We start from the raw sequence: 23,621 nt of genomic DNA on the forward strand, positions 1-23,621 counted from the left end.
CCTTGGATGATCTAACCGAACTTATGAAGAATACTGGATGGATCATCCAATGTAGATGCCGCTCCGGACGGTTACTTTGGAGTCCATGACAACCAGCGCAGTCCCTCTCGTCCAGGCTCGGCATGTCGGGACCGCCATTCCTGGCCCCCGTTCAAAGGCTCTCCATGCCCAGCGTGCGGACCAGGTAAGCTCCGGTTTCGGAGTGACTCTGCCGGTCTTCATCGATCGTGCCGAAGGCGGCATCCTTCAGGACGTGGACGGGAACCGTTTCATCGACTTCGCTTCGGGAATCGCGGTGACCAGTGTCGGCGCGACACACCCGATGGTCCAAGCCCGCGTTGCCGAGCAACTCGGGAAGTTTACTCACACCTGCTACATGGTCACCGAGTACGACTCGTTCACTAAGGTAGCAGCCTGGCTCAACAAGCACGTTCCGGGCAACTTTGACAAGCGGACAGCTCTCTTCTCCACCGGTGCAGAAGCAGTCGAAAACGCCATTAAGATTGCCCGGGCTGCCACTGGACGGAACAAAGTCCTGGTATTCGAAGACGCCTATCACGGCCGTTCTCTGCTGACGATGGCAATGACCGCCAAGGAAAACCCGTACAAGATGAACTTCGGTCCGTTTCCGGGCGAAGTGCTCCGCGCTGCAACCAGTACGTCTCTGCAATCCAAGACCACCGACCCGGGCGAGGCCACTGCTGAGGCCCTCATGCAGGTCGAGCGGCTAATCACTGCCCAGGGCTCGGACGGTTTCGCCGCGATGGTCATCGAACCGATACAAGGGGAGGGTGGGTTCATTGTTCCGGCTCCGGGCTTTCTGGCAGCGCTCCGCGAGATCGCCACACGGAACGGCATCGTGTTCGTAGTGGATGAGATTCAGTCCGGCATGGGACGGACCGGAAAGCTGTTCGCCAGCGAATACGAAGGCATCGCCGGTGATATCACCCTGACGGCCAAGGCGCTGGCTGGCGGGCTGCCCTTAAGCGCTGTGACTGGTCGTACAGAACTCATGAACGCTGTGCATGCAGGAGGACTCGGCGGTACCTACGCGGGCAACCCGCTAGCGTGTGCTGCTGCGCTGGGGGTTTTTGATGCCTTCGAAGACGGAATCCTGTTGGAGAACGCTCGCACCATCGAGGTGACCACACGGGAAATGCTGGAACCTTTGCTCAAGGAAGTAGACGCCGTGGGGGACATCCGCGGCCGCGGCGCCATGCTGGCCCTTGAATTCGTCGACCCCACGACCAAGATGCCGCGACCGGACCTGGCTGCCGCCATCAACGCGCACTGTCATCAGCAGGGCGTGCTTACTTTGGTTTGCGGTACGAACGGCAACGTCATCAGGCTGTTGCCACCGCTGGTCATTGCCCACGGACTCTTGCTCGACGGTCTCGCCGTCCTTCGGGACGCAATCGTGGCAGAGTCCCGCATTCTCCCTAGTACGGGCGTCACAATTCTCTGATCTCGTCCTTCCCACCGAACATTGCTGGAGAACCACATGCTCGACACCTCTGACCTTCTTAACCTGGATTCCCTGTTCAGCGCCGAAGAACTCAACCTACGAAACGATGTCCGCGCTTTCGTGGACAGCAGCATCCGCCCCCACATCGCAGAGTGGTATGAAAACGCTGTCTTCCCCCAAGAGATCATCCGCGAGCTGGCGCGGCTTGGTTTGTTGGGCATGCACCTCAAGGGCTACGGATGCCCGGGCCGCTCCGCTATCGAATACGGGCTGGCAGCCATGGAACTTGAGGCGGGCGACTCCGGCTTGCGCACTTTCGTCAGCGTGCAGGGTTCCTTGGCAATGAGCGCCATCCACAAACATGGCTCGGAACTGCAAAAGAACAGGTTGCTGCCTCCCATGGCCGCCGGTGAGGTGGTGGGCTGCTTCGGCCTGACCGAACCCACAGCGGGTTCCGACCCGGGCGGCATGCAGACGTTCGCCCGCCGCGAGGGCGACGCGTGGATCCTCAACGGTTCCAAACGCTGGATCGGCCTCGCCTCAATTGCCCAGATCGCTATCATTTGGGCCATGACAGACGATGGGGTTCGGGGCTTCATCGTCCCCACCGACACCCCCGGCTTCAACGCCACGCCTATCGAGTCGAAGCTTTCCATGCGCGCATCTATCCAGTGCGACATAGAACTCAATGACGTGCTCCTTCCCGCGGAGTCCATCCTCCCTGGGGCTAGGGGACTCCGCGGACCCTTTGAATGCCTCAACGAAGCTCGATACGGCATCATCTGGGGTGCCATGGGGGCCGCCCGCGACAGCTACCTCACGGTCCTCGAGTACTCACAACAACGCCTTCAGTTCGACAAACCGTTGGCCAGCTACCAACTGACCCAGGAAAAACTTGTCAATATGGCACTCGAAATCAACAAGGGAATGCTGCTCGCCCTGCAGATCGGTCGCCTCAAAGAATCCGGCCAACTCAAACCGCATCAGATTTCCATGGGCAAGCTCAACAACTGCCGCGAAGCGATCAAGATATGCCGGGATGCCCGGGCCATGCTCGGAGGGAACGGCATCACCTTGGACTACGCACCCTTCCGCCATGCTAACAACCTAGAGTCGGTGCGCACCTATGAAGGCACGGACGAAATCCATACCCTCATCCTGGGTAACCACATCACCGGCATCCCCGCATTCCGCTAGAGGCGAGAAAATGAAACCCGCATTAGAACTTCAGCACTATGTTTCCGGTCGCTGGCGTGCCGGCACCGGAAGCACCATCACCAGCATCAACCCCGCGCGGCCGGACGAGACAATCGCCCAAGGCTTGCAGGCAGGACCCACCGACCTCGGCCATGCCGTGGACGCTGCCCACGCCGGTAAGCACGAGTGGGCACGGACTCCGCCGCACGAGCGTGGTGCTGTCCTGCTCCGCGCTGCGGCAATTTTGGAACAGTACGCGGCTGCCTGGGGAACAGAGTTGGCCCGCGAAGAAGGCAAGACACTGACTGAAGGCCAAGGAGAGGTGCTGCGGGCCGCGCAGATCCTGCGGTATTACGGCAACGATGGGGACCGCGAGGCCGGTGCGGTGTTTTCCTCCCCGCGGCGTGGCGAACGTATTCTCGTGACACGAAAGCCACTCGGAGTTATCGGTGTCATCACACCCTTCAATTTCCCGATCGCGATCCCTGCTTGGAAAATCGCCCCGGCCCTCGCCTACGGCAACACAGTCGTGTGGAAGCCCGCCAGCACTGTGCCATTGTTGGCCATGAGACTAGTCCAAGCGCTCGATGATGCCGGCCTGCCGGGCGGTGTATTGAACTTGCTGATAGGACCGGGTCTGCTTGGTAACGAACTCGTAAAACATCGTGGCCTCGACGGGCTGACGTTCACAGGGTCGACCGTAGTCGGCCGGTCATTGGCAGCGCAGGCCGCCGGACATGGTGTGCCGATCCAAGCCGAGATGGGTGGGAAGAACGCCGCCATCGTCCTTGCCGATGCTGACTTGGAGCTTGCCGTGGAACAAGTCCTGCTGGGCGCTTTCCGTTCCGCCGGGCAAAAATGCACCGCCACCTCGAGGCTCATCGTGGCGGAGGGCGTCGCAAGTGACTTCCTGTCCATGCTACGGGCCCGAACCGAAAGCCTCGTCGTCGGCGACCCTCTGGATTCCAACGTTCATATGGGCCCGGTAGTCAACGCCGCTGCTTATGACTCCATAAATAGGGGTATCGAAACTGCTCTGAGTCAAGGAGCCGAAGTGTTGACGGGAGGCACACCCTACCCACCATCAGACCTCACTGCCGGCTACTTCATTCAGCCGACCATTTTGGAGTTGCCCCGGGAAGGTTCCATTGATGTCTGGCGCGAAGAGCTTTTCGGTCCGGTGCTGAGCGTGCGCAGAGCATCTTCGACCCAGGCCGCCTTTGATTTGGCCAACGACAGCGAATTCGGGTTGTCCGCGGCCCTTTTCACCCAAGACCTTTCTCAGGCACTTCGAGGACTCGACGAACTCGATGTAGGTATCCTCCACGTCAACTCCGAGTCTGCCGGCGCGGATCCGCACGTACCGTTTGGCGGAGTCAAGAAGAGCGGCTATGGGCCAAAAGAGCAAGGCCAATCAGCGCGAGAGTTCTTCACCCATACGACCACTGTCTATCTTCGGGGCGGTCGAAATGGGTCATGAGACTGAAACGGAGCCTGCACATACAATCCTTTTGCGGGCCGGAACCGTTGGCCCTAGCGCACACTGTTTGGGAGCATCCTCATCGTCGGATCAGCGACATGTTCGCAGGTCACCACTTCAGCTGCCTGCCTTGCTTTGACGACGCTCCAGGACCTATTCCAGAAGAATTCGCAGCGGTACAAATCCCGACCGCGATTCGGATAGTCTGTGGCCCGGAAGGGAAAGCTCTCCGCAGTTCTGACAGACCTGGCGGTTGCAAAAGGAGCTGGCAAACCTATGCTGCTAAACAAGGAATTTCCGGGCCACGTTGCACACAAAATGAGGGGGCAACGACGGTTCAGATTCTCCGCTATCCCGTTCGTTTCCGTCTGCCAGGAGACTTGTCCATGTGCTGTGTCACCTCCCGAGCGACCACGCTGGCCCATCGATCGGCGACTGTCGACCAAGTAGTCCGCAACTCGTCTTCGTCCCGTTGCATCGGGTCCACGACCTCGGGTCGGGTTAGCCCGAGCAACCTGAGAGCATCGCTGTCGGGGCGAGCCCAGTCAGAGGCGGTCTTCGTTGTAGCCTCAAGATGAAACTGAGTGCCCCACGCCACCCGTCCCAAGCGGAACGCCTGATTCGTACATCGTTCGCTCGTGGCGAGTGCAACGGACCCGGCTGGAAGTTCAATGATCTCCAGAAAGTGCCACTGAAGGGCCTTCGGTTGCGGTGGCAGAGTGCCGAAGAGTGGGTCATCGGCCGCAGCATCGGTCAGCCGTAGTTCGCCGAGGCCAATTTCTGGATAGCGGGCACGGATGACCGAGCCGCCTGCGGCGACGGCGAGTAGCTGCCCACCAAGACATACACCGAGAAGGGGTACTTCGCGGTCCAGGCAGGCGGAAATAAGCTTCCGAACTCGGGGGAGCCACACTGCGGTTTCGTCGTCGGTCGGTCCCGGGGTGCCGCCGAGGACGACGACTCCGTCAAATCCGTCTGGCGCGTTCGGGACCTCACGGCCAGTTTCGGGGCCGACTATGACCATGCCGATTCCCGCAGCGTGGAGCCGGTCGCCGATTATGCCCACACCAGCATTCGCTTCATGCTCAACTATTAGTACTCGTGCCATTAAGTCTCTCTATTTTGTACGTTTGGGCAAAGGAAGTGATGTGCGTTTTCCGAGGCAAGTACTGACAATTCACATCACGGTCCATCCTCGCGCTGGGAGTTGTATTTCGTGCGGAACGAAGTCGTTTCTCATCGTTTCTCAATTGCGATGTGCTGCAGTTCCGGCAGGGCTCGGGTGGCCCCAAACCCAACTCAAACGTGACCGGCGTCCTTGTGCGCGGGCGGAATTGGGCGGACCACGCTGCTGGCGCCGAGGCGTCATCTCCATCCATCGACCCCGGCTCAAGTTCGTATGGATCCAGGGACCAGGACGAGTGCCGTGGGTTCGTCGGTTTCGATGCGGACGCCTGCTGACCTCCATATGAGTACTGTCTCGCGTCCGCCATATGCATTTCTTACGAGCCGGAACTAGTAGCCATGAGTACCTGGTTTAGACCTTTCACCGGCCAGCAGCAGCCCAACTATTCCAACTAGCCAGGCTTAGGACCCTCCGGGAAATATGTTTCGGAGTCGTGTCGGATGCCATCCGGGTCCCGGTACGCAGCTTCGGAGCAACTTGGTGTACTCGGACTGCGGGTTGTCGAGCACCGCGCCTGTCTCTCCGACCTCGAGCACCCTACCGTGCTGCATGACAACGCAAGTATCAGTCAACTGTCGGATGACCGCTAGGTCATGACTGATGAGGATGTATGCAATGGAGGTCTCAGACCGGATTTCCGCGAGCAGGTTGAGTATCTGTGCCTGGATCGAAAGGTCCAGCGCCGAAACCGACTCGTCCAGAATTATGGCACTAGGCTCGACGGCCAGCGCACGCGCGATCGCCACCCGCTGGCGCTGTCCTCCCGAGAGCCGTCGTGGAAGCGCTCGGCGTTGGCGACTGTCAAAACCTACCATGTCCGCGAGATCGTTCATTCGGCTGAGCCGGCCCTTCCGGTTCAGCTCAGGCCGGTGAAGTCGCAAAACCTCGTCAAGACATGAATCAACGGTCTGTCGAGGGTCGAGGGTCGAGTATGGATCCTGAAAAACGATCTGTAACTCGCGGGCCCGACGACGTCGTTCGGCCACTGATGCATGAGGCATGCGGTCTCGACCGCCCACCCGGATGGTGCCTGCCGTGGGCACCTCCAATCCCACAAGCATCCTGGCAATTGTGGTCTTGCCCGAACCTGACTCGCCCACGATGCCGACGGAGCCGCCCTCAGGGACGGTAAACGTGACGTCGTCGACAGCTACATGGTTCCCGAAGCGCTTTTGCAGGCCAGAGACCTCCACGATGGAAGCGGATGATGTCATAGAACTGCACCTTCTGTCGCGTTTAGTATGAGGTCATCTGCCCGGAAGCAGCGCACGGCTCCTCCGGGTTCGTGTTTGAGGGTCGGCTCGCTTGCTATGCACTCTTCGGAGGCGAAGCGACACCGGTCGGAGAATGCACAGCCGTTTTGAACCTCGAACGCGGCGCGTGGCCGCCCCGGGATGGCGTTCAGGCGCTGGACACGGCGTGAGACGTTGGGTTTGGCCCCCAGAAGCCCCGCAGAGTAGGGGTGGCGAGGATGTTCGACAAGGTCCGTGCTCCCCTGAACTTCGACGATCTGTCCTGCATACATGACGGCGGTTCGATCGCAGATCGCCGCGGCCAGCTCGAGATCGTGAGTGATAAACATCAGAGCCATTCCTCGGCTCTTGCAAAGATCATCGATGATAGCCATCACATCAGATTGGGTCGACACGTCGAGTGCCGTTGAGGGTTCATCGGCGAGCAACAGCCGAGGTTCGCTAGCAAGCGCCGCGGCGATCATGACGCGCTGTAGCAGCCCCCCGGAAAGTTCATGCGGGTATTGCCGCAGGCGTCGGGTCCCATCGGGGATGCCAACTTCGTCCAGCAATTCGATGACCTTGTGTTCGGCCGCCTTCTTTGAGGATCCACGTGTGTTCACGAGACCCTCAACCAGGAAATCACCGATTGTTCTGACGGGATTGAGGTGCACGCGAGGATCTTGGAATATCATCGCCATCTCTGCTGCTTGAAACCGGCGGAGGGCAGCGTCCTTCAGATCGAGAACCTGCCTGCCATCAAAGAGGATCGATCCGCTGACAACCGCCCGTCTGGGAAGCAGCCGGGCGATTGCTCGCGCGGTCATTGACTTGCCGGACCCGGACTCGCCAACGATCGCTACGGATTCGCCGGCCTCAAGCTCCAGATCGATACCACGCAGAACAACACGGCGTTCCTTATCAACGGGAAGGCTTACTTTAAGGTCCTTAATCGAGAGCAAGCTCATGCTGCGATCGCCTCCCCTCGTCGGCTGATTCGTTCTCCGAGAAGGCTGAATGAACAGATCGCGATGATCAAGCAGAGTCCAGCGGACACGGCTTCCATCGGGTAGCCCTGAAGGACTCCGGTTTGACCGTTCGCTAACATGATCCCCCAGTCGGCGGCTGGCGGCTGGATTCCCAAGCCGAGATAGGACAGCCCGGCGATGTCGACCGTCGCCCAGGCCACTGTTAGTACGGCCTGGCCCAGCACAATCGGCATGATGTTAGGTATGACGTGTCGTACGCAGATTGTGAGAGCCGAGAAACCCTGGACGCGAGCAGCCGCAACATAGTCCTTGCTGATCTCGGTGATGGCTGCAGAACGCACGATCCGCGCCATGTATGGGGTATAGGCAATCGAGAGGGCGATAACAGTCGACTGAATGCCGGGGCCGACGATGGCCACGACCATTACGGCAAGCAGAAGGCCAGGGAAAGCCAAGGAAGAGTCAAGAATTCCAGCGAGGGTGGCATCGATCCACCCTTTACGCCAGGCTCCAACGATAGCCAGAGTCATTCCGGCGGTGCTCGCAGCAGCGACGATGATCAGCGGCCCGAGGAAGCTGGACCGCGCTCCGTGGAGAAGTCGGGAGAAGATGTCGCGGCCTTGTTGGTCGTATCCGATCGGGTGTTCGGTGTCGGATCCGCCGTATGACAGGGATAGGTTAACTGCGTTCGGGTCGTGGGGGGCAATCAGTGGACCAAATGCCGCTAGACAAGCGAAGAGGATAACTAGCAGGACTGCGACGTGTCCGACCACATCCAGGCCTGGGATGGGACGGATGGTCCGTAACACGCGAGCTGGCGCGATTGGTGTATTCAGGGCGGTCATTTTCTGCTCCATGAAGTTTGGACTCGGGGATCGAGAGCGGCGTACAGCAAATCGACGACTACGTTGGTCACGGCAAACACGGTGACCAACAGGAGCGCAACAGCCTGCGCGACGGGGAAGTCGCGGCCTGTAACCGACGTGATGAGGAGGCTGCCGAGCCCGTTCAGTTGGAAGGCGCTCTCAACAATGGCTGTGCCGGCGACTAGCCCAGCAAACGACAGTCCAATGACGGTGCTTATCGGGATCGCGGCATTGCGGAAGACATGCCGGCGGACAATGTGCTGAGGTGTCAGCCCGCGAGATCTGGCGGTCTCGACGTGTTCACGTTCATGCTCCTCGCGCATTGAGGCTCGCGCTGTCTCCCCGATGACGGGCCACCACGCGATGGTGAGGGCGACGGCGGGCAGGACGAGGTGGTGGATGCGATCGCCAATGTCTGTGCCTGGGCCAAAGACCGGAAACCACCCGAGCCCTACAGCGAAGACCGAGATAAGAAAGATGGAAGAGACGAACGCTGGTGTTGCAAGGGAGACTGTCATTGCCGCCATGATGCCGTCGTCAATGGGACCACGACGGAATGCCGCGATTCCTCCAAAGAGGACACCGACGACAACAACGAGAATGAGAGTCATGATGACCAGCAAGATCGTGGTCGGCAAATTCGCAAATATCAGGTCGAGAACCGGTCTACGGCGGGCTATCGACTCGCCGAAATTGCCCTGGAAGGCGTCAGTAATCCATTGCAAGTAGCGATGAAGGAAAGGGTCGTCCAGGTGGTATTGCGCCGCTAGCGCTGCCCGGAGTTCAGGAGAGGACGGTCGTCCTGCCGTAAGGAAGCTGATTGGATCGCCAGGTGCGAGGTAGAGACTTGCGAAGATGACGAAGCTGGCTCCCGCGACCGTCAGGACACAGATGATTATGCGTCTTGCAAGGAATCGGCCCATTGTCATCGCCTCGCCTGGTTTGCAGCGTCGGATGACACGAATGACCTGAACAGGTGGGCAAGGCCGGCGCGGGAGGCTGACTCCACGTTCTCGGGTTTCGGTGTGATCACAGCGTAAAGGAACAGCCCGTCTAAGGTAGCCGAGAGGAATTCCACGAGCTCAGGTTCAGGCTCCCGGCCGAGAGCAGTCAGCAGCGCAGCGTAGGCGCCCTCCTGTGCCGATTCCCACCGCGCGAATGCCACCCGATCAATAGACAGACGGGGAATCTCAAGAGTCAGGGCAAGGCCCGCCAGAGCCCGATCGCGACGTACGTGCGATCGCTCCGCGACTTCCTTCACAAGAATCTCGGTGAGCATATCGATGTCACCCGAAGCCTCGTTGATACGGGTTTGGAGTTGCCCCATCTGTTTAGCTTCATCGGCAGCCAGGGCGTCCAATGTTGCGGAGATCAGGGAGTCGGTCGAACTGAAGTAGTAAGTAATTAGCCCTACGGACGCTTCCGCTTCCGCGGCCACGCGTCGATGGGTGACGGCGCGCACGCCCTCAAGGGCGATTACTCGGAGAGTCGCGTCCAAGATGTTGGAGCGCCGAAGCTCTCCGCGCGACATTGCATTAGAAACCATGAAGTCAAGATACACGAGTTGAGCTTGTGTTCAACTTAAACCTGTGCAATCGTTCAATTTGTCGCCGATGACGTCGACACTCCACACCTCATGAAGGGTGCGCAATGACAACCACCATCTGGCGGAAGCCAGCCGTCACCGCGGCGGCACTCATCGCCGCCGTAACGTTTCTTACCGGCTGTGTCGGGAAACCGCACGACTCGGTCAACGTCCCGGATGACCAGAGCTGGGCAACCTCAGCACCGGCCGCAACCAAGGATGTCGACAGCATCAAATGGAACCTGGTCGGCGGTGAACCGGCGACTCTCGACCCGGTGAAGGTATTCGCAGGGTCCGATTTGCAGGTTGCAGCCAACTTGTGCGAAACCCTGCTCACCATGACCGACACCGGAGGCGTCAAGCCCGGACTCGCCGATTCGATCGTCCAGCCATCACAAACCGAGTACATCGTTCACCTGCGCGACGGAGTCAAGTTCAGTGACGGCAGCGCGGTAACGAGCAGCGATGTGGTCTTCAGCCTCAACCGAATCTTGGATTCCAAATCCGGGTCCTACTGGGGCGCTTTCGGAGAGAATGTCGCGTCGGTCACAGCAACCGACGAACACACAGTGACGATCCAGATGTCAAAGCCCGACGCCATCTTCTACCGCATGCTCACGACACCTCTCGGGCAGGTCATCAAGAAGGCCTACGTTGAAAAGGTCGGCGACGCCTACGGCAGCCCAACGGGAGGTGTGATGTGCACCGGACCTTACACTCTGGAGAAATGGAATCCAGGCGACACCATCGTTCTGAAGGCGAATGAGAGTTGGTGGAATATTCACGAACAGCCGTTGCGGACCAAATCGGCGACGTTCACGTTCCTCACTAACAATTCGACAATCACCTCAGCGCTGCTGAACGGGGACCTCGACGGGAACATGGACATCGCCAGCACCAGCCTTATGCAGCTTCAGAACGCAAACAACGGGAAACTATATGCGGGACCCTCGACCCGGCAGTTCGTTCTCATCCCTACTCAACTCGGGGTTGACAGCAAGAGTCCATTGGCCGACCCGAAGATCCGTCACGCTCTCGCCAAGTCCATCGACTACAAAGGCTTACTCTCTACGGTTTGGGCTGGACTGAGCAAGCCGCTGCGCACGATTGTCCCTCCGGGAGGCTGGGGTTCCGGCGCCGACATCTACAAGCCCGCATATGAAAAGTTCACGGACCCGGTACGCGATATCGAGGGTGCTAAGGCGCTCCTCATGGAAGCTGGAAACCCGCGCCCCAAGATCGTGCTGGCAGTCCCCGGAGACTTCCAGCAGTACAAGACGGTCGGTGAAAGCATCCAGAGCAACGCCAAAGAGGCTGGCTTCGACGTCGAGCTACGTGCACTTCCGTCCGCCGAGGCCAGCGCCCTATTCACCCAGGAGGACGCCCGTAACAAGGTCGATGCTTTCCTATCGGACTACTACGCCGATATCGCAGACCCGACCGAGCTCTACATGCAGATCGGTATCCCCGGTGGAGCAGCGAATTTCAACAATTACAACAACCCCGTGGTGGCGGGCCTGCTCGAAGAGGCCCGGAGCACCGCCGATGACACCAAACGTGCAGAACTGACAGTGAAGGCCCAGTCAGTTATGACCGAGGAACTCGTTTGGTTCCCCATCGCGTATCCGCTGCAAAGCGTGTTCCTGAACAACCGCCTCGGCGGGTCCACGGCGGCGTTCCCCTCCGTGCTCTACACGCCATGGCTAGCAGCCATTGGCGGGGTCTGACTGAAAGGACACAATCACGATGGACTTGGCGAACGCGCTTTGCTCCCTCGCGTCGGAACCTAGGTTTCCGACAATTCGAGAAATTGACGCTCGCGTCGGTGCGTTGGCTCGCGCCTTCCCTTCCCGGGTGCAAGCCGAAACTATCGGCCTATCCCGCGAGGGCCGGCCGCTCCACCAACTGACAGTCGGGTCAGGCGCACGTCACGCCGTAGTCATAGGAATGCCACACCCAAACGAACCGTCGGGAGCGCTTGGTGCGCTGGGTCTGGCCGAATTGCTGAGTCGAGACGACGCCCTCCGCGAAGGTCTGGGCCTGACGTGGCACATCTTGCCCTGCGCCGACCCCGATGGCGGCGTTCTGAATGAATCCTGGTTCGCGGGGCCGTTCAGTCGGCAGTCGTACGCTGGCGGAATATACCGCCCTCCACGGAATGTGGACTTCGAGTGGACTTTCCACCGGAGTGACCTGGCTGAACCCGGGCTGCCGCCTATACCGGAGACTCGGGCGGTGATGGGACTGCTTGATGATGTGCGTCCTGAGTTGCTGGTCTCGATGCACAACACTGAGGCAGGCGGCCTATACGCCAACGTCACCGAGGCCTATCCGTCAATCGTAAGTGGGTTCCGGGAGACCAGTCGCCTCACCGGTCTCCCCGTCGACCAAGGATTCCCGGAAGCCCCTGCGGATATTCTTGCGCCCGGGATCTTCCACGAGAAGCCTTTGCTCGAGGGCGGGGTGATGATCAGCAGCACTGACTACGCCGCGAAATATGGCACCTTCGGGGTGGTGGTGGAAGCACCGCTTTGGAACGTCCCCTCAGTAGCTGACACCTGCTTGACACAGACCACGGCGGCACAGCTGTATGGCTCTATCGAGAAGGAACGCAACGAGGTCCGTGGTGAGTACTTCGGCTGGCTAGAACGCCTCGACCGGCACACGCACCTGGATACTGCGCGCTGGCGCGCCGTCCATGCCGGTTCCGAGCATGTCGCCCAAGTTTGGCATCCCCCGGTCGATGCCGGCCAGCGTCTCACGGTCGCTGAAGTGTCAACGGTCAAGCGGTTCCGCGATCTGGAACGCCTGCGTCTTGCCGGCCATATTGTCGCCGCAATCGCCGACTCCCCAGAATGCGACAATGAATCCGGACAAGCTGTGCAGCGCGCGGCTACGGTCGCTATAGAACGATGGGTGGGAACCGCAATAACCGGTGTGTTCTGCGGTTTGGAAGCAAGCGTCGCAGCACACGTGGGAATCGCCCTTGCCAGCGCAAAAGCCCTCGCCGGTCGAAGCTGACGCCGGTACCCGGCCACGGTGTTGTTGACCGAGGCCGGGTACCGGCTGCCATTTCGTTGCAGGCGAATCCAGGCCCCCACGTGAGGTGGCCGTCCAGCCGATTCCACAAGGCGGATGGCGTAGGGCTTACCGGCGTCATGAGAGTCGCCGGCATTTCGCACGCCACGATTTCGTGTCATGTCCACCGAGCTCGAAGAACCCGCATTAGGAGATACGGGGTCGATGCAAAAACCTCCGCGGGCGGCGTCGGCGTAGCAAACCCTCAAGTCGTACATGAGGTGAGTGGACCTGAACCCCAGACTTGGGTGCAGCTCTCACTCTGGTGCTCGTTTCCACTCTGGCCCTACGCTTGTGGCTTGCTTGGCGTGAAGAGGTTGACTAAATTGCCATCCGGATCGCGGAAGAGAAGCGACTTGTTACCCCAAGGCATGTAAGCGGGTGCGTTGATGAAGACTTCGATGACAGATTGAAGCCTGGCGTACTCGTAATCCACATCATCGACGAGGAAGTCCAAAATGATTGAACGGTTCGCGCAGGCTTGTGCAACCCCCTCGCCGAGCATCGGAACTGTGGCGGAACTCGCAATGGCGAGTACACCCATTTCCGTACGCAGCTCGGCAAATAAGGGGTGCAGCCTTACGACCGCCACCCCGATGACGTTCTCGTAGAAGCTAACCAATCGGTCGACGTCGTCTGTGATGATGCGGGTAGCCGCAAACTCCATGTTCTTCTCCTCAGTTCGTTCTGGTGTCAACGGCCAAGAAGCCGCGAAAGCAACGCTACGAGGATTACCGGACACTTTTAGCCCGGTATTACATATGAGATTGAATGTTGTTATGTCTGTTCCATCAGGGCGCATGCTCCGTGTAATCGAGATGCTTCAGTCCGCACCCCTGCGTACAGTTCGAGAGCTCGCCGACGGTCTCGGCGTGGATGAACGCACCGTCAGACGCTATGTCCGGAAACTCATTGATATGGACATACCACTTGAGTCCGTGCGTGGACGCTATGGCGGATACCGACTCGCGGCAGGCTATCGGCTGCCTCCTTTGATCCTCACAGATATCGAGGCCGTCGCCGTGGTCCTGGGTCTGTCTCGTGCGCTGGATGTATCAGATGACCCGGACATATCAGAGCGCACCGTATTGGCGAAAATTCGACGAGTGCTCCCAGCTGCGTCTGAAGAGCGTTTCGACCGTCTGCTGGAAGCGATCACATTCGGGCGTCCGTCTGTACTTGCCGCCCCGGATGCTAATGTCCTGCTGGCAATTGCCGACGCTATAGGCAAAAACTCTCCCTTGGAACTGCGGTACCGGAGTTCCAAGAACGAACTCTCAAAACGGACGGTGCACCCCTACGATTTAGTCTCTTATTCGAGCCGGTGGTACCTCATCGCGCTGGATGTCTTAAGTGATGAAGAGAGGACCTTTCGCGCGGACCGCGTCCTAACCGCCCGGCCGGCGCAGGGTTACTTCACAAGACCCACAAGACCCGATGTGGTGAAACGGCTCGTGGAGGGCTTTGCCTCCGCCGATTATCGCTGGCGTGCAATCTTGAGAATCCAAGCGTCCGAGGAACGGATCCGAGCGTACCTGCCAAGCGCAATCGCAGTCCTCAAGGACCTCGAAGGCCCAGTGAAGCCCGGTGAGGAACGGTGGCATCACATTGAAATACACGCGGAGCGTCTCGACTGGTTGCCTGCAATCATCTCTGCCCTAGGCTGCCCGGTTATCGTCGAGGGCCCCGCTGAGTTGAAGGCACTCCTCCTGTCCAACGCGAAACGAATGCTCAGCTACATTGGCAACGCATAAGGCTATCAGCCACTGGGGTGAACGAAGCCTTGATCCGCTCATTTGTTGCCGCTCGCGCAAGGGCAGACCCCGGCACTGCGGTCACCGTGGTTGGAGCAGACAAGAAGAAAGACCCGCTCAGCCTCGGCCTCGAGCGGCGTTGACGGATTCAGTCAGGCACTGAACATTAGGCGCCACTACTGAGTCAAGAACACTCGGTCGAATCGGCCAAAGAATAACCCGAAAATACTTACAAATGAACAAAGACCAGGGTTTCAGGGGCCGTTAGATTTCAACTGGATGAATGCAACGAGATTGGTTTGGGAGAGTCATTTGTGAAGATCACGGTCCGGGCTTCCCCGCTGTCCAACAGCCGTGTCAGGCGCGGCATGGCTGAGATGCTCAAGGGCGGCGTCATCATGGACGTCGTAAACGTCGAGCAAGCCCGCATCGCTGAGGCTTCCGGTGCCGTAGCCGTCATGGCGCTTGAGCATGGTCCGGTCGACGTCCGCAATCAGGGCGGCTTTTCACGTTGGTCCAATCCCGACAGGATCGATGCGATCCTCGCAGTAGTGTCCATCCCGGTGATCGCCAAGGCACGCATCGGCCATTTCGTGGGGGCCCAGGTTCTGCAATCCTTTGGCGTTGATTACATCGACGAATCCGAGGGGCCGACCCCTGCGCACTACCTCAACCACATCGACAAATGGAAGTTCAGCGTTCCCTTCGTCTGTAGTGCCAGGAACTTCGCTGAGGCGCTTTGCCGCATCACCGAGGGTGCGGCCATGATCCGGTCCGGTACCGCGTCGCACATCCGCCAGATCCAGGCGGGGATCGCCAAGCTCGCTGGTCTTTCGGAGGACGAGCTGTCCGTTGCGGCCAAGGAATTGCAGGCCCCTTATGAACTGGTGCGGGAAATTGCCGCTACCGGGAAACTCCCCGTCCCGCTCTTCATCGCAGGCGGCATTGCCACCCCGGCTGACGCTGCGATGATGATGCAACTCGGGGCAGACGGCGTGTTCGTCGGTTCGGATGTTTTCACGTCCGGCAACCCCTCTGAGCACGCTGCTGCGCTGGTGAGGGCCACCGCGTTCCACGACTATCCAGAGATTATTGCCATGATTTCCCACGGACTGGGCGAATCCATGGCGGGCGTCCGCGCCGCGGGGATCCCGCAGGGTCCCGCCTTGCCGAACACGGCTGATGAACGGGGTATGTACGCGTACAAGAGGTGGAGCCTGCTCAAAGGCGAACCCGTCGAGGTGCGGTTCTCCGGAAAAACCGTACGCAGCGGATTCGTTGACACCGCGATGCCAGATGACTCTGCGTTGTGGCTGGCAGCAGAAGGAGCAGATGGTCGGAGGCTCTTCGAAGCCGCCGATGGATATGAAGTCTGGGTCGCGTCTGAGCTTTTCCGGAAACTCGCGTAGGAACCAGGTCGTTGTAACCTTCCTCGATGAGTAAGAGGAAGTAGATAATGCAAGATCAAATGACCGAGTGCGAGGTCGTGGATGCCTCTCCGGGACCGCTTCAGGAGCTCCTGACGGAGGCCGAAAGGTTGATGCGCTGGGTTGCAGCGGTCCCTGGATCATCCGGAATTTTGGTGACCCGGCATCATGCTAGCCAGGGCATGGCTTCACTCGATAGGGGTGTGCCTTTCGGTCAGACAGTGGAACGAACCAAGGTTTGACTGGCGTGATGGCGCCGCACCTGGTCCGTCGGAAATTACTGTTGTCGGACCGGCTACAGGACAACAGTGGAGTTTGGCGGTTTCGACGAACCGAACGGCGGGGGCCTCTGCCATGGTGGCTCCATGGATATCGCAAACAGGCTCTTAGAACTGGCTCACCAGACTGTGCGCCCCGGTCAACCCGGGTTGGCAATCGGTATTTATACGGACGGTGAGTTGGCCCAGCACGCCACGGCAGGATTGGCGAGCGTGGAGTTCGATGCTCCGGTCACCACCCATACCCGGTTCGACATCGCGTCCGTCAGCAAGCACTTCACCGCCACGGCGGCGTTGCTTCTGTGCCGGGACGGCAAACTATCTCTTGACGACGACATCCGAGTGCACTTGCCGGAGCTCAATCTGCAAGTACCGGTCACCGTCGCGCAGAGTCTGCGACACACCGGCGGACTTCGTGACTGGTTGGCCCTCACCGAACTGGCCGGCCGTCCGCTCACCCGGATGACGCAGAAACAGACACTGGCCTTCGTGGCTGGGGTGACCGGCCTGGACTTCGAGCCTGGCAAGCAGTTTTCCTACTCCAATACAGGCTATGTTCTGGTCGCATCTCTGGTTGAGCGCCTGACCGGGATGACTTTGGGCGAGTTCACCACGGAGCGGATGTTCATCCCGCTGGGCATGTCCGAGACCCTGTTCCGGGAGGACAGCCAGCTGCCTCTGCTTCGGTTCGCCAACGGTTACGACGTCGGCGAAGCAGGAATGCGTAGGGCGGACACGGAGGAGTGCGCTGTGGGTGACGGTGGCCTGGCTACGAGCCTTGCCGATTTGGCTCCCTGGTTTGGATTTCTGCTCGACGGCAGGGTGTTGGGTGCGGACCTGCGGGATGGCCTTCTGGAGCGCGTCAATGACATCGGCGGGGGGCCACGATCGTATGCTTTGGGCCTGTCACATACGAGTGTTTGTGGGGAGCCGGCTTTCGGGCACGCAGGTGGGGTTCCCGGATACCGGTCCCAACTCCTGTTCCTTCCCAGGTGCGGTATCGGTGTGGCGGTCCTGACTAACAATTCGTCGATCGCACCCAGGCCCGTGGCCGCGGAGGCACTACGACTGGCAGCCGGACTGGTCGCGGAGGAGCCCGCGGAACGGGTGGACCGAACGGCCGCGACTGCCGGGCTCACCGGCTACTGGATGGACCCAAAAACAGACCGGACCATGCGCGTCGAAACCACCCGAGGCGGCCTCCTGAAGCTGTCCGGTGAGATAACTTCAGCCGAGCTCGCTTTGACAGTGGACGGCACCTGGCACGGCCAGGGCGCTTCGGCTGACTCCAGACTGCAGGTGACAGGAGACGGCCTCCGGCTCGGCTCAGTGAACCGACCGGGAGATGACGCCCTGTACCGGCGGTGTGATCCGCCGGTCATCGGCGCGACTCTGCCCACAGCTGTCTATCGCAGTTCTGAGTTGGGCGTGCTGGCCACCGTCACGGCGAAGGGCGAGCTGGAGCTGGGACTTCAGATGGTTACGCAGATCAAACCCGCTCCTGATGGAGCGTTCACGGCGGGCGGTCTCACCCTCCGGCTGGACGGTGACCACCTGCTGATCAGCACCCCGGGTGTATATCGGATGCCTTTCGCCCGGCAGCCGGACGGGACAGTACCGCTCGGTGTCCCGTCCGGGTTCAACGTCGCCAGTTGAACCGGGCCGGAGCATCTTAGGCAAACAAGGGCTCACCAATCCTGGGGACCGCGGCGAGCAGTTCGCGGGTGTAGTCCTGCTTGGGTGTGTGCAGGACATCGGCTGTGGCTCCGGCTTCTACCAGACGGCCGGTGCGCAGCACGGCGACATCGTCGCACAAGTAATGTACGGCGGCCAGGTTATGGCTGATGAAGAGCAGCCCGAAACCCCGCTCGGCCTGCAGCTCCTTGAGCAGGTTCATCACAGAGCCCTGCACGGATACGTCCAGGGCCGAGGTGATCTCATCCGCCAGGATGAATGCCGGTTCGGCGGCCAGTGCACGGGCGATTGCCACCCGTTGGCGCTGGCCGCCGGACAGGGCTCCGGGGTACTCGGCGGCCTTGGCAGAGGGTAGCTGCACGGATTCGAGCAGCCCGGCTATCTGGGCGGATCGGCCGGCGACAGTGCCGGGGCGGCGGTCTCTGCGCTCGGCCGCGCGGATGGCCTCTACCAACGATGCACCGACACTCATCCGCGGGTCTAGGCACGATGACGGGTCCTGGAACACCATCTGAACCCGCCTGCGAAGGGCCAGGGCACGGCCCCGTGCATTGACGAGTTCGGTGCCATTCAACGCAATGGACCCGGAACGGGGTTCGCACAGGCCGACGGCGGCGCGGGCCAGCGTTGACTTGCCCGAACCGGACTCGCCCACCAGCCCAACGCTGCGGCCGGCAGGCACGCGCAGTGAAACGTCGTGCACGGCCGTAAACTTTCGGGCACCGTGGCCAAAGCTCACTCTGACCTTGTCAAACACCAATGCGCTCATGCGTGTGCTCCTTCGCGCTCAATTGCGTCCTTGTCCGCTGTGGACTGCCTCCGCGCTGCGAACCTGTGTTCCAGGTCGAACCGGAGATCCGTATCAAAGTCCTCACCGTCAGCGATAGTGGGCATCGGCACGGACCGTTCCGTTTCCAACGTGGGAACAGCTGCCAGCAGCGCACGGGTGTAAGGATGCCGGGCATTGCCAGCTACCAAGTCCTCGGTGCTGATGTCTTCAACGATCCGACCCCGGTACATGACCATGACGCGCGTGCAGAATCCTGTAATGACAGCCATGTCATGGGAGATCATCAGCACAGCCGATCCCGTTTCCCGGTGCACCCGGTGCAGCACCGTCAGGACTTCGCGCTGCACTGTGACATCCAGGGCAGTTGTGGGCTCGTCCGCAATAATCAGCGCAGGGTTGCCCATCAGCCCCATGGCGATCATGGCCCGCTGGCGCATGCCGCCGGAGAGCTCGTGGGGGTGCTGTTTGGCCCTGCGCTCCGGATCAGCGATTTGCACTTGGCCCAGAAGTCGTACGGCCTTATGCCATGCCGCGCGGCGGCTGAGCCCGCCGTGGAGGAATCCGGGCTCGGCCACTTGTCCGCCAACCCGCAACGACGGGTTGAGGGAGGACATGGGGTCCTGAAACACCATGGCCAAACGGGTCCCCAGCAGCCGGGACACTGCGCGCCGGGATCCGGCCGGGGCTGTGCCGCGGTAGATCTCCTGTCCGTCAAAGCGGATGCTTTGGGCGCTGACGTGCAGTGGATGATCGGCGAGTTGGGCCACAGCCATGCAGGTCATTGACTTGCCTGAGCCGGACTCGCCCACCAGGCCTACGAGTTCTCCACGCCCCACATCGAAACTGACGCCACGCACCAGTTCGGCCCAGCGGGATCGGCCCGGGGCTGCAATCTGAAGGCCGCGCACCTGCAGGACTGCATTGTTGTCCTCGATGGTCAGCACTGCGCTGATTTCCCGGGGCCGCAGCCGTGGCAGCTTGTCGCTGAAAGTCCTCGTGACGCCCGTGGCGCGGGCGATTGTTTCGCCCACCATGGTGAAGATGATGCCGGAGACGACGACGGCGATCCCCGGTGCCAGCGCGGTGGCGGGGTTGACGAAGATCTTGAGAAGTCCCTCGTTGAGCATCCTTCCCCAGTCGAACTCAGGCTGCTGGACGCCCAGGCCCAAGTAGGACAATCCTGCGAAGGCGGTCAACGCGCCGCCGGCTGTCACCGAAGCATTGACGATCAGGGGTGCTGCGATGTTGGGCATGATGTGGCGCAACAGCATGCCGGCCCGACTGACGCCGAGCACGCGTGCCGCAGCCACGAAATCCCTGCCGCCCACAGAGGCTGCCAGTGTGCTGGTGAGCCGGGCGTAGGCGGGGAGAATGGCCAGCCCGATCGCGAAGACCGCCCCCAGGACGCCCTGGCCAAAAACGACGGACAGCACCACAGTGATCAGCAGGCCCGGGAACGCGAGGGCAAAGTTTACTCCTGCCAGGATGGCTCGCCCCAAGGGACGTGGCAACACGCTTGGCAGCGCACCCAGCAGTGCCCCGCCCAGGACGCCCATGGCACTGGCCGCCAGGGCCATCAGGACGCTGAGCCGGGCCGCCGTCATGGTGCGGGCAAACACGTCGCGCCCGCCGGCATCTGTGCCGAAGGGGTGCGTCGCACTGGGTTTCTGGGACAGTGCCGCCGGGTTGGTGGTGGTGCTGATGTCCCCCCAGATCACGGGCCCAAGAACCACCAGGAACAGCAGCACTGCCATGCCGGCCAGGGCTGCAAGGCCAGTGGGTGTCAGTAGGGCCGAGCGCCAGCGCCCGGTCATTCCAGCTGCGCTCATCAGGAATCCTTAATCGTGGAGCGGGGGTCCAGAACTGCCAGCAACACGTCTACCGCCAGATTGATCATCAGTACGATTGCGCCATAGACCACCACGAGCGCCTGGGCCAGCGGAAAGTCTTTGGCCCGAATGGATTGCACCAGGGTCATGCCCAGTCCCGGCCAGGCAAAGATGCTCTCCACCAGCACGGTCCCGGCAATGAGCGAGCCAAGGAACAACCCGGCGTTGGTCATGGTGGACGTCATCAGGTTGGGCAGGGCGTGCCGCAGGTACTTGCGCAGTACCGGCATCCGTTTTCCGGCTGCAGTGCGCATAAAGTCTGAGCTGAGGACGTCCATCGCCTCCGCACGGACAATCCGGGACAATGCAGCGATTGCACCGATGGACAGGGCTGCAACCGGGAGGACGTAGCTGGCAGGTCCGCTGCGCCCGGCCACCGGCATCCAGGGGACGTTTACAGCGAACAAGTAGACCAAGCCCACGCCGATCAGGAACTCCGGCGCTGAAGCGATGAGCCCGCTGGCGCTGTTGAACGTAAGCTCCAGTCCGCGCCGACGTCCACCCTTGGTGAGGGCCGCGGCCAGCAGCCCAACAGGAATGGCGATCGCCAGCACCACCAGAACGGTCAGGAGTGCCAGTTCCACCGTCGCCGGAAGCCGGCTGGCGATCACGTCTTCAACGGGCATCCGCAAGCTGATCGACTGTCCAGGGTCGCCGGTGAGCAACCCCTTCCAGAAGGCCAAATATTGCGTTGCCAGCGGCTGGTCGAGGCCCAGTTCCTGCGTCCGTTCCGCAACTTGGTCCGGACTGGCCGTGGGGCTCAACGACTGTCGGGCGGGATCGCCGGGGATCATTTGCAGCATCAGGAAGGCCACGGTAATCAGGATCGCAATGGAGACCAAGAACTGGCCGCCGCGCCGAATAGCGAAGCGGGGCCATGCATTCGGGGCAGCCTGTGCCCGGGTAGTGGTTGGGGTCGGGGATATTGCTGTGGCGGTCATCGGATCGGCTCGCCTACCTCTTGACCCGGACAAGGGGGCCGCTGGCCAACGTGTCGAACACTGCCGACGCTTTATGTAGGTAAGTGGTGGACGGGGCGGAAGCAAAAGGAACTACATCAGCGGAGGTGAAGAGGGACTTCTCAGCCTCTCCCCAGGCGGCACACGCCTGTTCGCCCGTGAGGGCGGAGGCCTTCGCTACACTTGATTCGTAGCCAGCATTGCGGATTGAACCGAAGTTAAGCCCTTCACCTGGGGCCGGGCCAGAGATCAAGGGCACGATGGTGCTGGGAACGGAGACGTTGACGTTTTCCCAGGCGATGTCCCAGTCGGCGTTGTGTTTGCCACTGAGGAGCTGCTCTATCATAAAATTCTCGTCCCCACCCTTGATGGACACAGAGGCCCCCAACTTAGTCCACTGCTGCTGCGCGAATTCTGCAGCGGCATTCGAGGTGTCGGTCGCATTGTTGTAGATGAACGCCAGTTCCAGGACCTTGCCGTCCTTGACCCGCTTTCCGTTGGCGCCTGGGACCCACCCGGCGGCTGTCAGCGCAGCGGCCGCGCCATCAAAGTCCGGCTTGGGAAGCGCTCCGGTGGTTTCCATCTGACACCCCACCGGGGAAACGCCGGAGAGTTGTTTGCTGACTGCGCCCTTGTCCGCAGTGATGATCTTGGCCAGGTTGGGAATATCGACTGCTTTGGTCAGGGCCAGCCGGACGGCAGGATCGGACGCCGGTTTTCCTGTCAGTTGGTTGTAGAACATTTCGCCCATGGGGCGGTCGGTACTCAGCGTCGCCAGTCCTGCCGAGGCCAAGCGGTCCTCATCGGCGCCGGAAATCACTGCTGCATTCAGCTCGCCTGAGAGGAGCAGGTTGGCGGCAGTGCTCGGATTCGTGATGACCTTGAAAGTGACCTCCTTGGGCACGCCAAGCGTCTCCGACGTTGTCTGGTTGTCAGGGCCCCAGCTGTAACCTGCGCGGCGGGTGAGGGTGTAATGATCGTTCGGCACGACTTCAGCCAAGGTGAACAGGCCAGTGCCATCAGATTCCGTCGCCACGGCATCCGGCTTTTTCAAACCTGACTGGCACAGGATGCCGATCGAGGCGGTATTGACCAGCATGAAGGGTGATGGTGTAGGGGTCTTGAGAGTGACCGTCCCGGTGGTGTCGTCGGCTGTGGCAACAAGGTCACCGGGCACAGAGAAACCTCGCAAGGGTGAATTGTTCGCCTTGTCGGCCACGAAGGTAAAGTTATCAGCGACAGTTTGCGCGGTCAGGGGCTCGCCGCTGGAACAGGTGATGCCCTTCTTGAGCGTGTATACCACTTCACCAGGCTGCTCGCTCCAGGATTCCGCCAACCAGGGCTTGACGGCCCCCGAGGCAGGGTCGACGAAGACCATTCGGTCGTATAGGTAGTTAATAACTCGGCTTGCCGACGTCGACACTGTCATCAGAGGGCTGAGTGTGCCGGGATCGGAATCAAGAGCCATGGAGAAACTGCCATCCTTGGCCAGCTCATCTCCGCCGCTGCCCGCCGAGCCTTCACCCGAACAAGCGCTCAGCGCGAGGGCGGCACTGCCCATCAGCGCGAGCACCGTAACAAGTCTACGATTCATAGTTCCTCCACAATTCCAGGCAACCGACCGTGCGCCGGCGCCGTAAGTCCTCCGGACAACCCTTCCTCGGGCGGCCGCTGAATCCATTGGTTGATCCGACAAACACTGCCATTTGATGTCGGCGGATCCGCTAACGGTTTCTGAGGCGAACATGGCA

At 60.6% G+C, this 23,621-nt stretch carries 18 protein-coding genes and 1 pseudogene; 8 read left to right on the top strand and 11 right to left on the bottom strand.

The annotated features are described in order from the left end of the window. Positions 1-85: 85 nt before the first annotated feature. The 3 genes from GVL04_RS06870 to GVL04_RS06880 are packed head-to-tail and all read left to right on the top strand — an operon-like array spanning position 86 to position 4,142. Positions 86-1,465, top strand: coding sequence for an aminotransferase class III-fold pyridoxal phosphate-dependent enzyme (locus GVL04_RS06870; RefSeq protein WP_159701577.1), 1,380 nt, complete (start codon positions 86-88; stop codon positions 1,463-1,465). Between the two features lie 36 nt (positions 1,466-1,501). Next, positions 1,502-2,662 carry an acyl-CoA dehydrogenase family protein gene (locus tag GVL04_RS06875; RefSeq protein ID WP_159701580.1) on the top strand — a complete coding sequence of 387 codons (1,161 nt, stop codon included), beginning with the start codon at positions 1,502-1,504 and terminating at the stop codon, positions 2,660-2,662. 10 nt (positions 2,663-2,672) lie between these two features. Further along, positions 2,673-4,142, top strand: coding sequence for an aldehyde dehydrogenase (locus tag GVL04_RS06880; protein ID WP_159701583.1), 1,470 nt, complete (start codon positions 2,673-2,675; stop codon positions 4,140-4,142). A gap of 349 nt (positions 4,143-4,491) precedes the next feature. On the opposite strand, the gene GVL04_RS06885 is transcribed toward GVL04_RS06880, so the two are convergent. The 6 genes from GVL04_RS06885 to GVL04_RS06910 form a co-directional block, all read right to left on the bottom strand. Next, positions 4,492-5,250, bottom strand: coding sequence for a type 1 glutamine amidotransferase (locus GVL04_RS06885; protein WP_159701586.1), 759 nt, complete (start codon positions 5,248-5,250; stop codon positions 4,492-4,494). Between the two features lie 479 nt (positions 5,251-5,729). Further along, complete coding sequence (locus tag GVL04_RS06890; RefSeq protein ID WP_159701589.1) at positions 5,730-6,542, bottom strand: ABC transporter ATP-binding protein; 813 nt, start codon at positions 6,540-6,542, stop codon at positions 5,730-5,732. Beyond that, on the bottom strand, positions 6,539-7,528 hold the full coding sequence (locus tag GVL04_RS06895; RefSeq protein WP_159701592.1) for an ABC transporter ATP-binding protein: 990 nt from the start codon (positions 7,526-7,528) through the stop codon (positions 6,539-6,541). Before GVL04_RS06895 ends, GVL04_RS06890 begins: the two co-directional genes overlap by 4 nt. Beyond that, positions 7,525-8,394, bottom strand: a complete 870-nt coding sequence (locus GVL04_RS06900; protein WP_159701595.1) for an ABC transporter permease — start codon at positions 8,392-8,394, stop codon at positions 7,525-7,527. The genes GVL04_RS06895 and GVL04_RS06900 overlap by 4 nt, the downstream gene beginning before the upstream one ends. Next, a complete protein-coding gene (locus tag GVL04_RS06905) occupies positions 8,391-9,338 on the bottom strand; it encodes an ABC transporter permease (RefSeq protein ID WP_159701598.1) in 948 nt (315 codons plus the stop codon). Before GVL04_RS06905 ends, GVL04_RS06900 begins: the two co-directional genes overlap by 4 nt. A 2-nt stretch (positions 9,339-9,340) precedes the next feature. Next, the gene (locus tag GVL04_RS06910; protein WP_159701601.1) at positions 9,341-9,946 is read right to left on the bottom strand and encodes a TetR/AcrR family transcriptional regulator; all 606 of its coding nucleotides are present in this window, start codon (positions 9,944-9,946) and stop codon (positions 9,341-9,343) included. A gap of 119 nt (positions 9,947-10,065) precedes the next feature. Here GVL04_RS06910 and GVL04_RS06915 point away from each other — a divergent pair, with 119 nt between their 5' ends. Both GVL04_RS06915 and GVL04_RS24820 read left to right on the top strand, forming a co-directional pair. Beyond that, positions 10,066-11,727, top strand: a complete 1,662-nt coding sequence (locus GVL04_RS06915; protein WP_159701604.1) for an ABC transporter substrate-binding protein — start codon at positions 10,066-10,068, stop codon at positions 11,725-11,727. Between the two features lie 19 nt (positions 11,728-11,746). Continuing rightward, positions 11,747-13,021 carry a M14 family zinc carboxypeptidase gene (locus tag GVL04_RS24820; RefSeq protein WP_268825366.1) on the top strand — a complete coding sequence of 425 codons (1,275 nt, stop codon included), beginning with the start codon at positions 11,747-11,749 and terminating at the stop codon, positions 13,019-13,021. Between the two features lie 343 nt (positions 13,022-13,364). Here the strand turns inward: GVL04_RS24820 and GVL04_RS06925 are convergent, their stop codons facing one another. Continuing rightward, entirely contained in the window at positions 13,365-13,745 is a 381-nt protein-coding gene (locus GVL04_RS06925) for a VOC family protein (RefSeq protein ID WP_159701610.1), read from the bottom strand. Between the two features lie 112 nt (positions 13,746-13,857). On the opposite strand from GVL04_RS06925, the gene GVL04_RS06930 reads away from it, so the two are divergent. The 3 genes and pseudogenes from GVL04_RS06930 to GVL04_RS06940 all read left to right on the top strand — a co-directional run bounded on the left by GVL04_RS06930 (position 13,858) and on the right by GVL04_RS06940 (position 18,193). Then, entirely contained in the window at positions 13,858-14,832 is a 975-nt protein-coding gene (locus GVL04_RS06930) for a YafY family protein (protein ID WP_159701613.1), read from the top strand. Between the two features lie 314 nt (positions 14,833-15,146). After that, a pseudogene (locus GVL04_RS06935) lies at positions 15,147-15,968 on the top strand (pyridoxal 5'-phosphate synthase lyase subunit PdxS); the annotation flags it as partial. Between the two features lie 656 nt (positions 15,969-16,624). After that, a complete protein-coding gene (locus GVL04_RS06940; RefSeq protein WP_159701616.1) occupies positions 16,625-18,193 on the top strand; it encodes a serine hydrolase in 1,569 nt (522 codons plus the stop codon). 16 nt (positions 18,194-18,209) lie between these two features. Here GVL04_RS06940 and GVL04_RS06945 read toward each other — a convergent pair whose 3' ends face one another. Genes GVL04_RS06945 through GVL04_RS06960 form a run of 4 tightly spaced genes read right to left on the bottom strand, consistent with a single transcriptional unit; the run spans position 18,210 to position 23,464 of the window. Next, positions 18,210-19,001 carry an ABC transporter ATP-binding protein gene (locus GVL04_RS06945; protein ID WP_159701619.1) on the bottom strand — a complete coding sequence of 264 codons (792 nt, stop codon included), beginning with the start codon at positions 18,999-19,001 and terminating at the stop codon, positions 18,210-18,212. Beyond that, complete coding sequence (locus tag GVL04_RS06950) at positions 18,998-20,851, bottom strand: dipeptide/oligopeptide/nickel ABC transporter permease/ATP-binding protein (RefSeq protein WP_200846771.1); 1,854 nt, start codon at positions 20,849-20,851, stop codon at positions 18,998-19,000. Before GVL04_RS06950 ends, GVL04_RS06945 begins: the two co-directional genes overlap by 4 nt. Further along, the gene (locus GVL04_RS06955) at positions 20,851-21,852 is read right to left on the bottom strand and encodes an ABC transporter permease (RefSeq protein ID WP_159701622.1); all 1,002 of its coding nucleotides are present in this window, start codon (positions 21,850-21,852) and stop codon (positions 20,851-20,853) included. The genes GVL04_RS06950 and GVL04_RS06955 overlap by 1 nt, the downstream gene beginning before the upstream one ends. Positions 21,853-21,865: 13 nt before the next feature. After that, complete coding sequence (locus tag GVL04_RS06960) at positions 21,866-23,464, bottom strand: ABC transporter substrate-binding protein (RefSeq protein WP_159701625.1); 1,599 nt, start codon at positions 23,462-23,464, stop codon at positions 21,866-21,868. Positions 23,465-23,621 lie beyond the last annotated feature (157 nt).

Origin of the sequence: Arthrobacter sp. 18067 (assembly GCF_902706295.1) — a bacterium.
Taxonomy (GTDB): domain Bacteria; phylum Actinomycetota; class Actinomycetes; order Actinomycetales; family Micrococcaceae; genus Arthrobacter.

Bases quoted from the DNA above. Each gene is read 5' to 3' on its own strand.
- GVL04_RS24820 (WP_268825366.1), top strand. From the start codon at position 11,747: ATGGACTTGGCGAACGCGCTTTGCTCCCTCGCGTCGGAACCTAGGTTT.
- GVL04_RS06925 (WP_159701610.1), bottom strand. From the start codon at position 13,745: ATGGAGTTTGCGGCTACCCGCATCATCACAGACGACGTCGACCGATTG.
- GVL04_RS06885 (WP_159701586.1), bottom strand. From the start codon at position 5,250: ATGGCACGAGTACTAATAGTTGAGCATGAAGCGAATGCTGGTGTGGGC.
- GVL04_RS06930 (WP_159701613.1), top strand. From the start codon at position 13,858: ATGTCTGTTCCATCAGGGCGCATGCTCCGTGTAATCGAGATGCTTCAG.
- GVL04_RS06910 (WP_159701601.1), bottom strand. From the start codon at position 9,946: ATGTCGCGCGGAGAGCTTCGGCGCTCCAACATCTTGGACGCGACTCTC.
- GVL04_RS06890 (WP_159701589.1), bottom strand. From the start codon at position 6,542: ATGACATCATCCGCTTCCATCGTGGAGGTCTCTGGCCTGCAAAAGCGC.
- GVL04_RS06870 (WP_159701577.1), top strand. From the start codon at position 86: ATGACAACCAGCGCAGTCCCTCTCGTCCAGGCTCGGCATGTCGGGACC.
- GVL04_RS06945 (WP_159701619.1), bottom strand. From the start codon at position 19,001: ATGAGCGCATTGGTGTTTGACAAGGTCAGAGTGAGCTTTGGCCACGGT.
- GVL04_RS06940 (WP_159701616.1), top strand. From the start codon at position 16,625: ATGGATATCGCAAACAGGCTCTTAGAACTGGCTCACCAGACTGTGCGC.
- GVL04_RS06915 (WP_159701604.1), top strand. From the start codon at position 10,066: ATGACAACCACCATCTGGCGGAAGCCAGCCGTCACCGCGGCGGCACTC.
- GVL04_RS06955 (WP_159701622.1), bottom strand. From the start codon at position 21,852: ATGACCGCCACAGCAATATCCCCGACCCCAACCACTACCCGGGCACAG.
- GVL04_RS06875 (WP_159701580.1), top strand. From the start codon at position 1,502: ATGCTCGACACCTCTGACCTTCTTAACCTGGATTCCCTGTTCAGCGCC.
- GVL04_RS06895 (WP_159701592.1), bottom strand. From the start codon at position 7,528: ATGAGCTTGCTCTCGATTAAGGACCTTAAAGTAAGCCTTCCCGTTGAT.
- GVL04_RS06880 (WP_159701583.1), top strand. From the start codon at position 2,673: ATGAAACCCGCATTAGAACTTCAGCACTATGTTTCCGGTCGCTGGCGT.
- GVL04_RS06905 (WP_159701598.1), bottom strand. From the start codon at position 9,338: ATGGGCCGATTCCTTGCAAGACGCATAATCATCTGTGTCCTGACGGTC.
- GVL04_RS06950 (WP_200846771.1), bottom strand. From the start codon at position 20,851: ATGAGCGCAGCTGGAATGACCGGGCGCTGGCGCTCGGCCCTACTGACA.
- GVL04_RS06900 (WP_159701595.1), bottom strand. From the start codon at position 8,394: ATGACCGCCCTGAATACACCAATCGCGCCAGCTCGCGTGTTACGGACC.
- GVL04_RS06960 (WP_159701625.1), bottom strand. From the start codon at position 23,464: ATGAATCGTAGACTTGTTACGGTGCTCGCGCTGATGGGCAGTGCCGCC.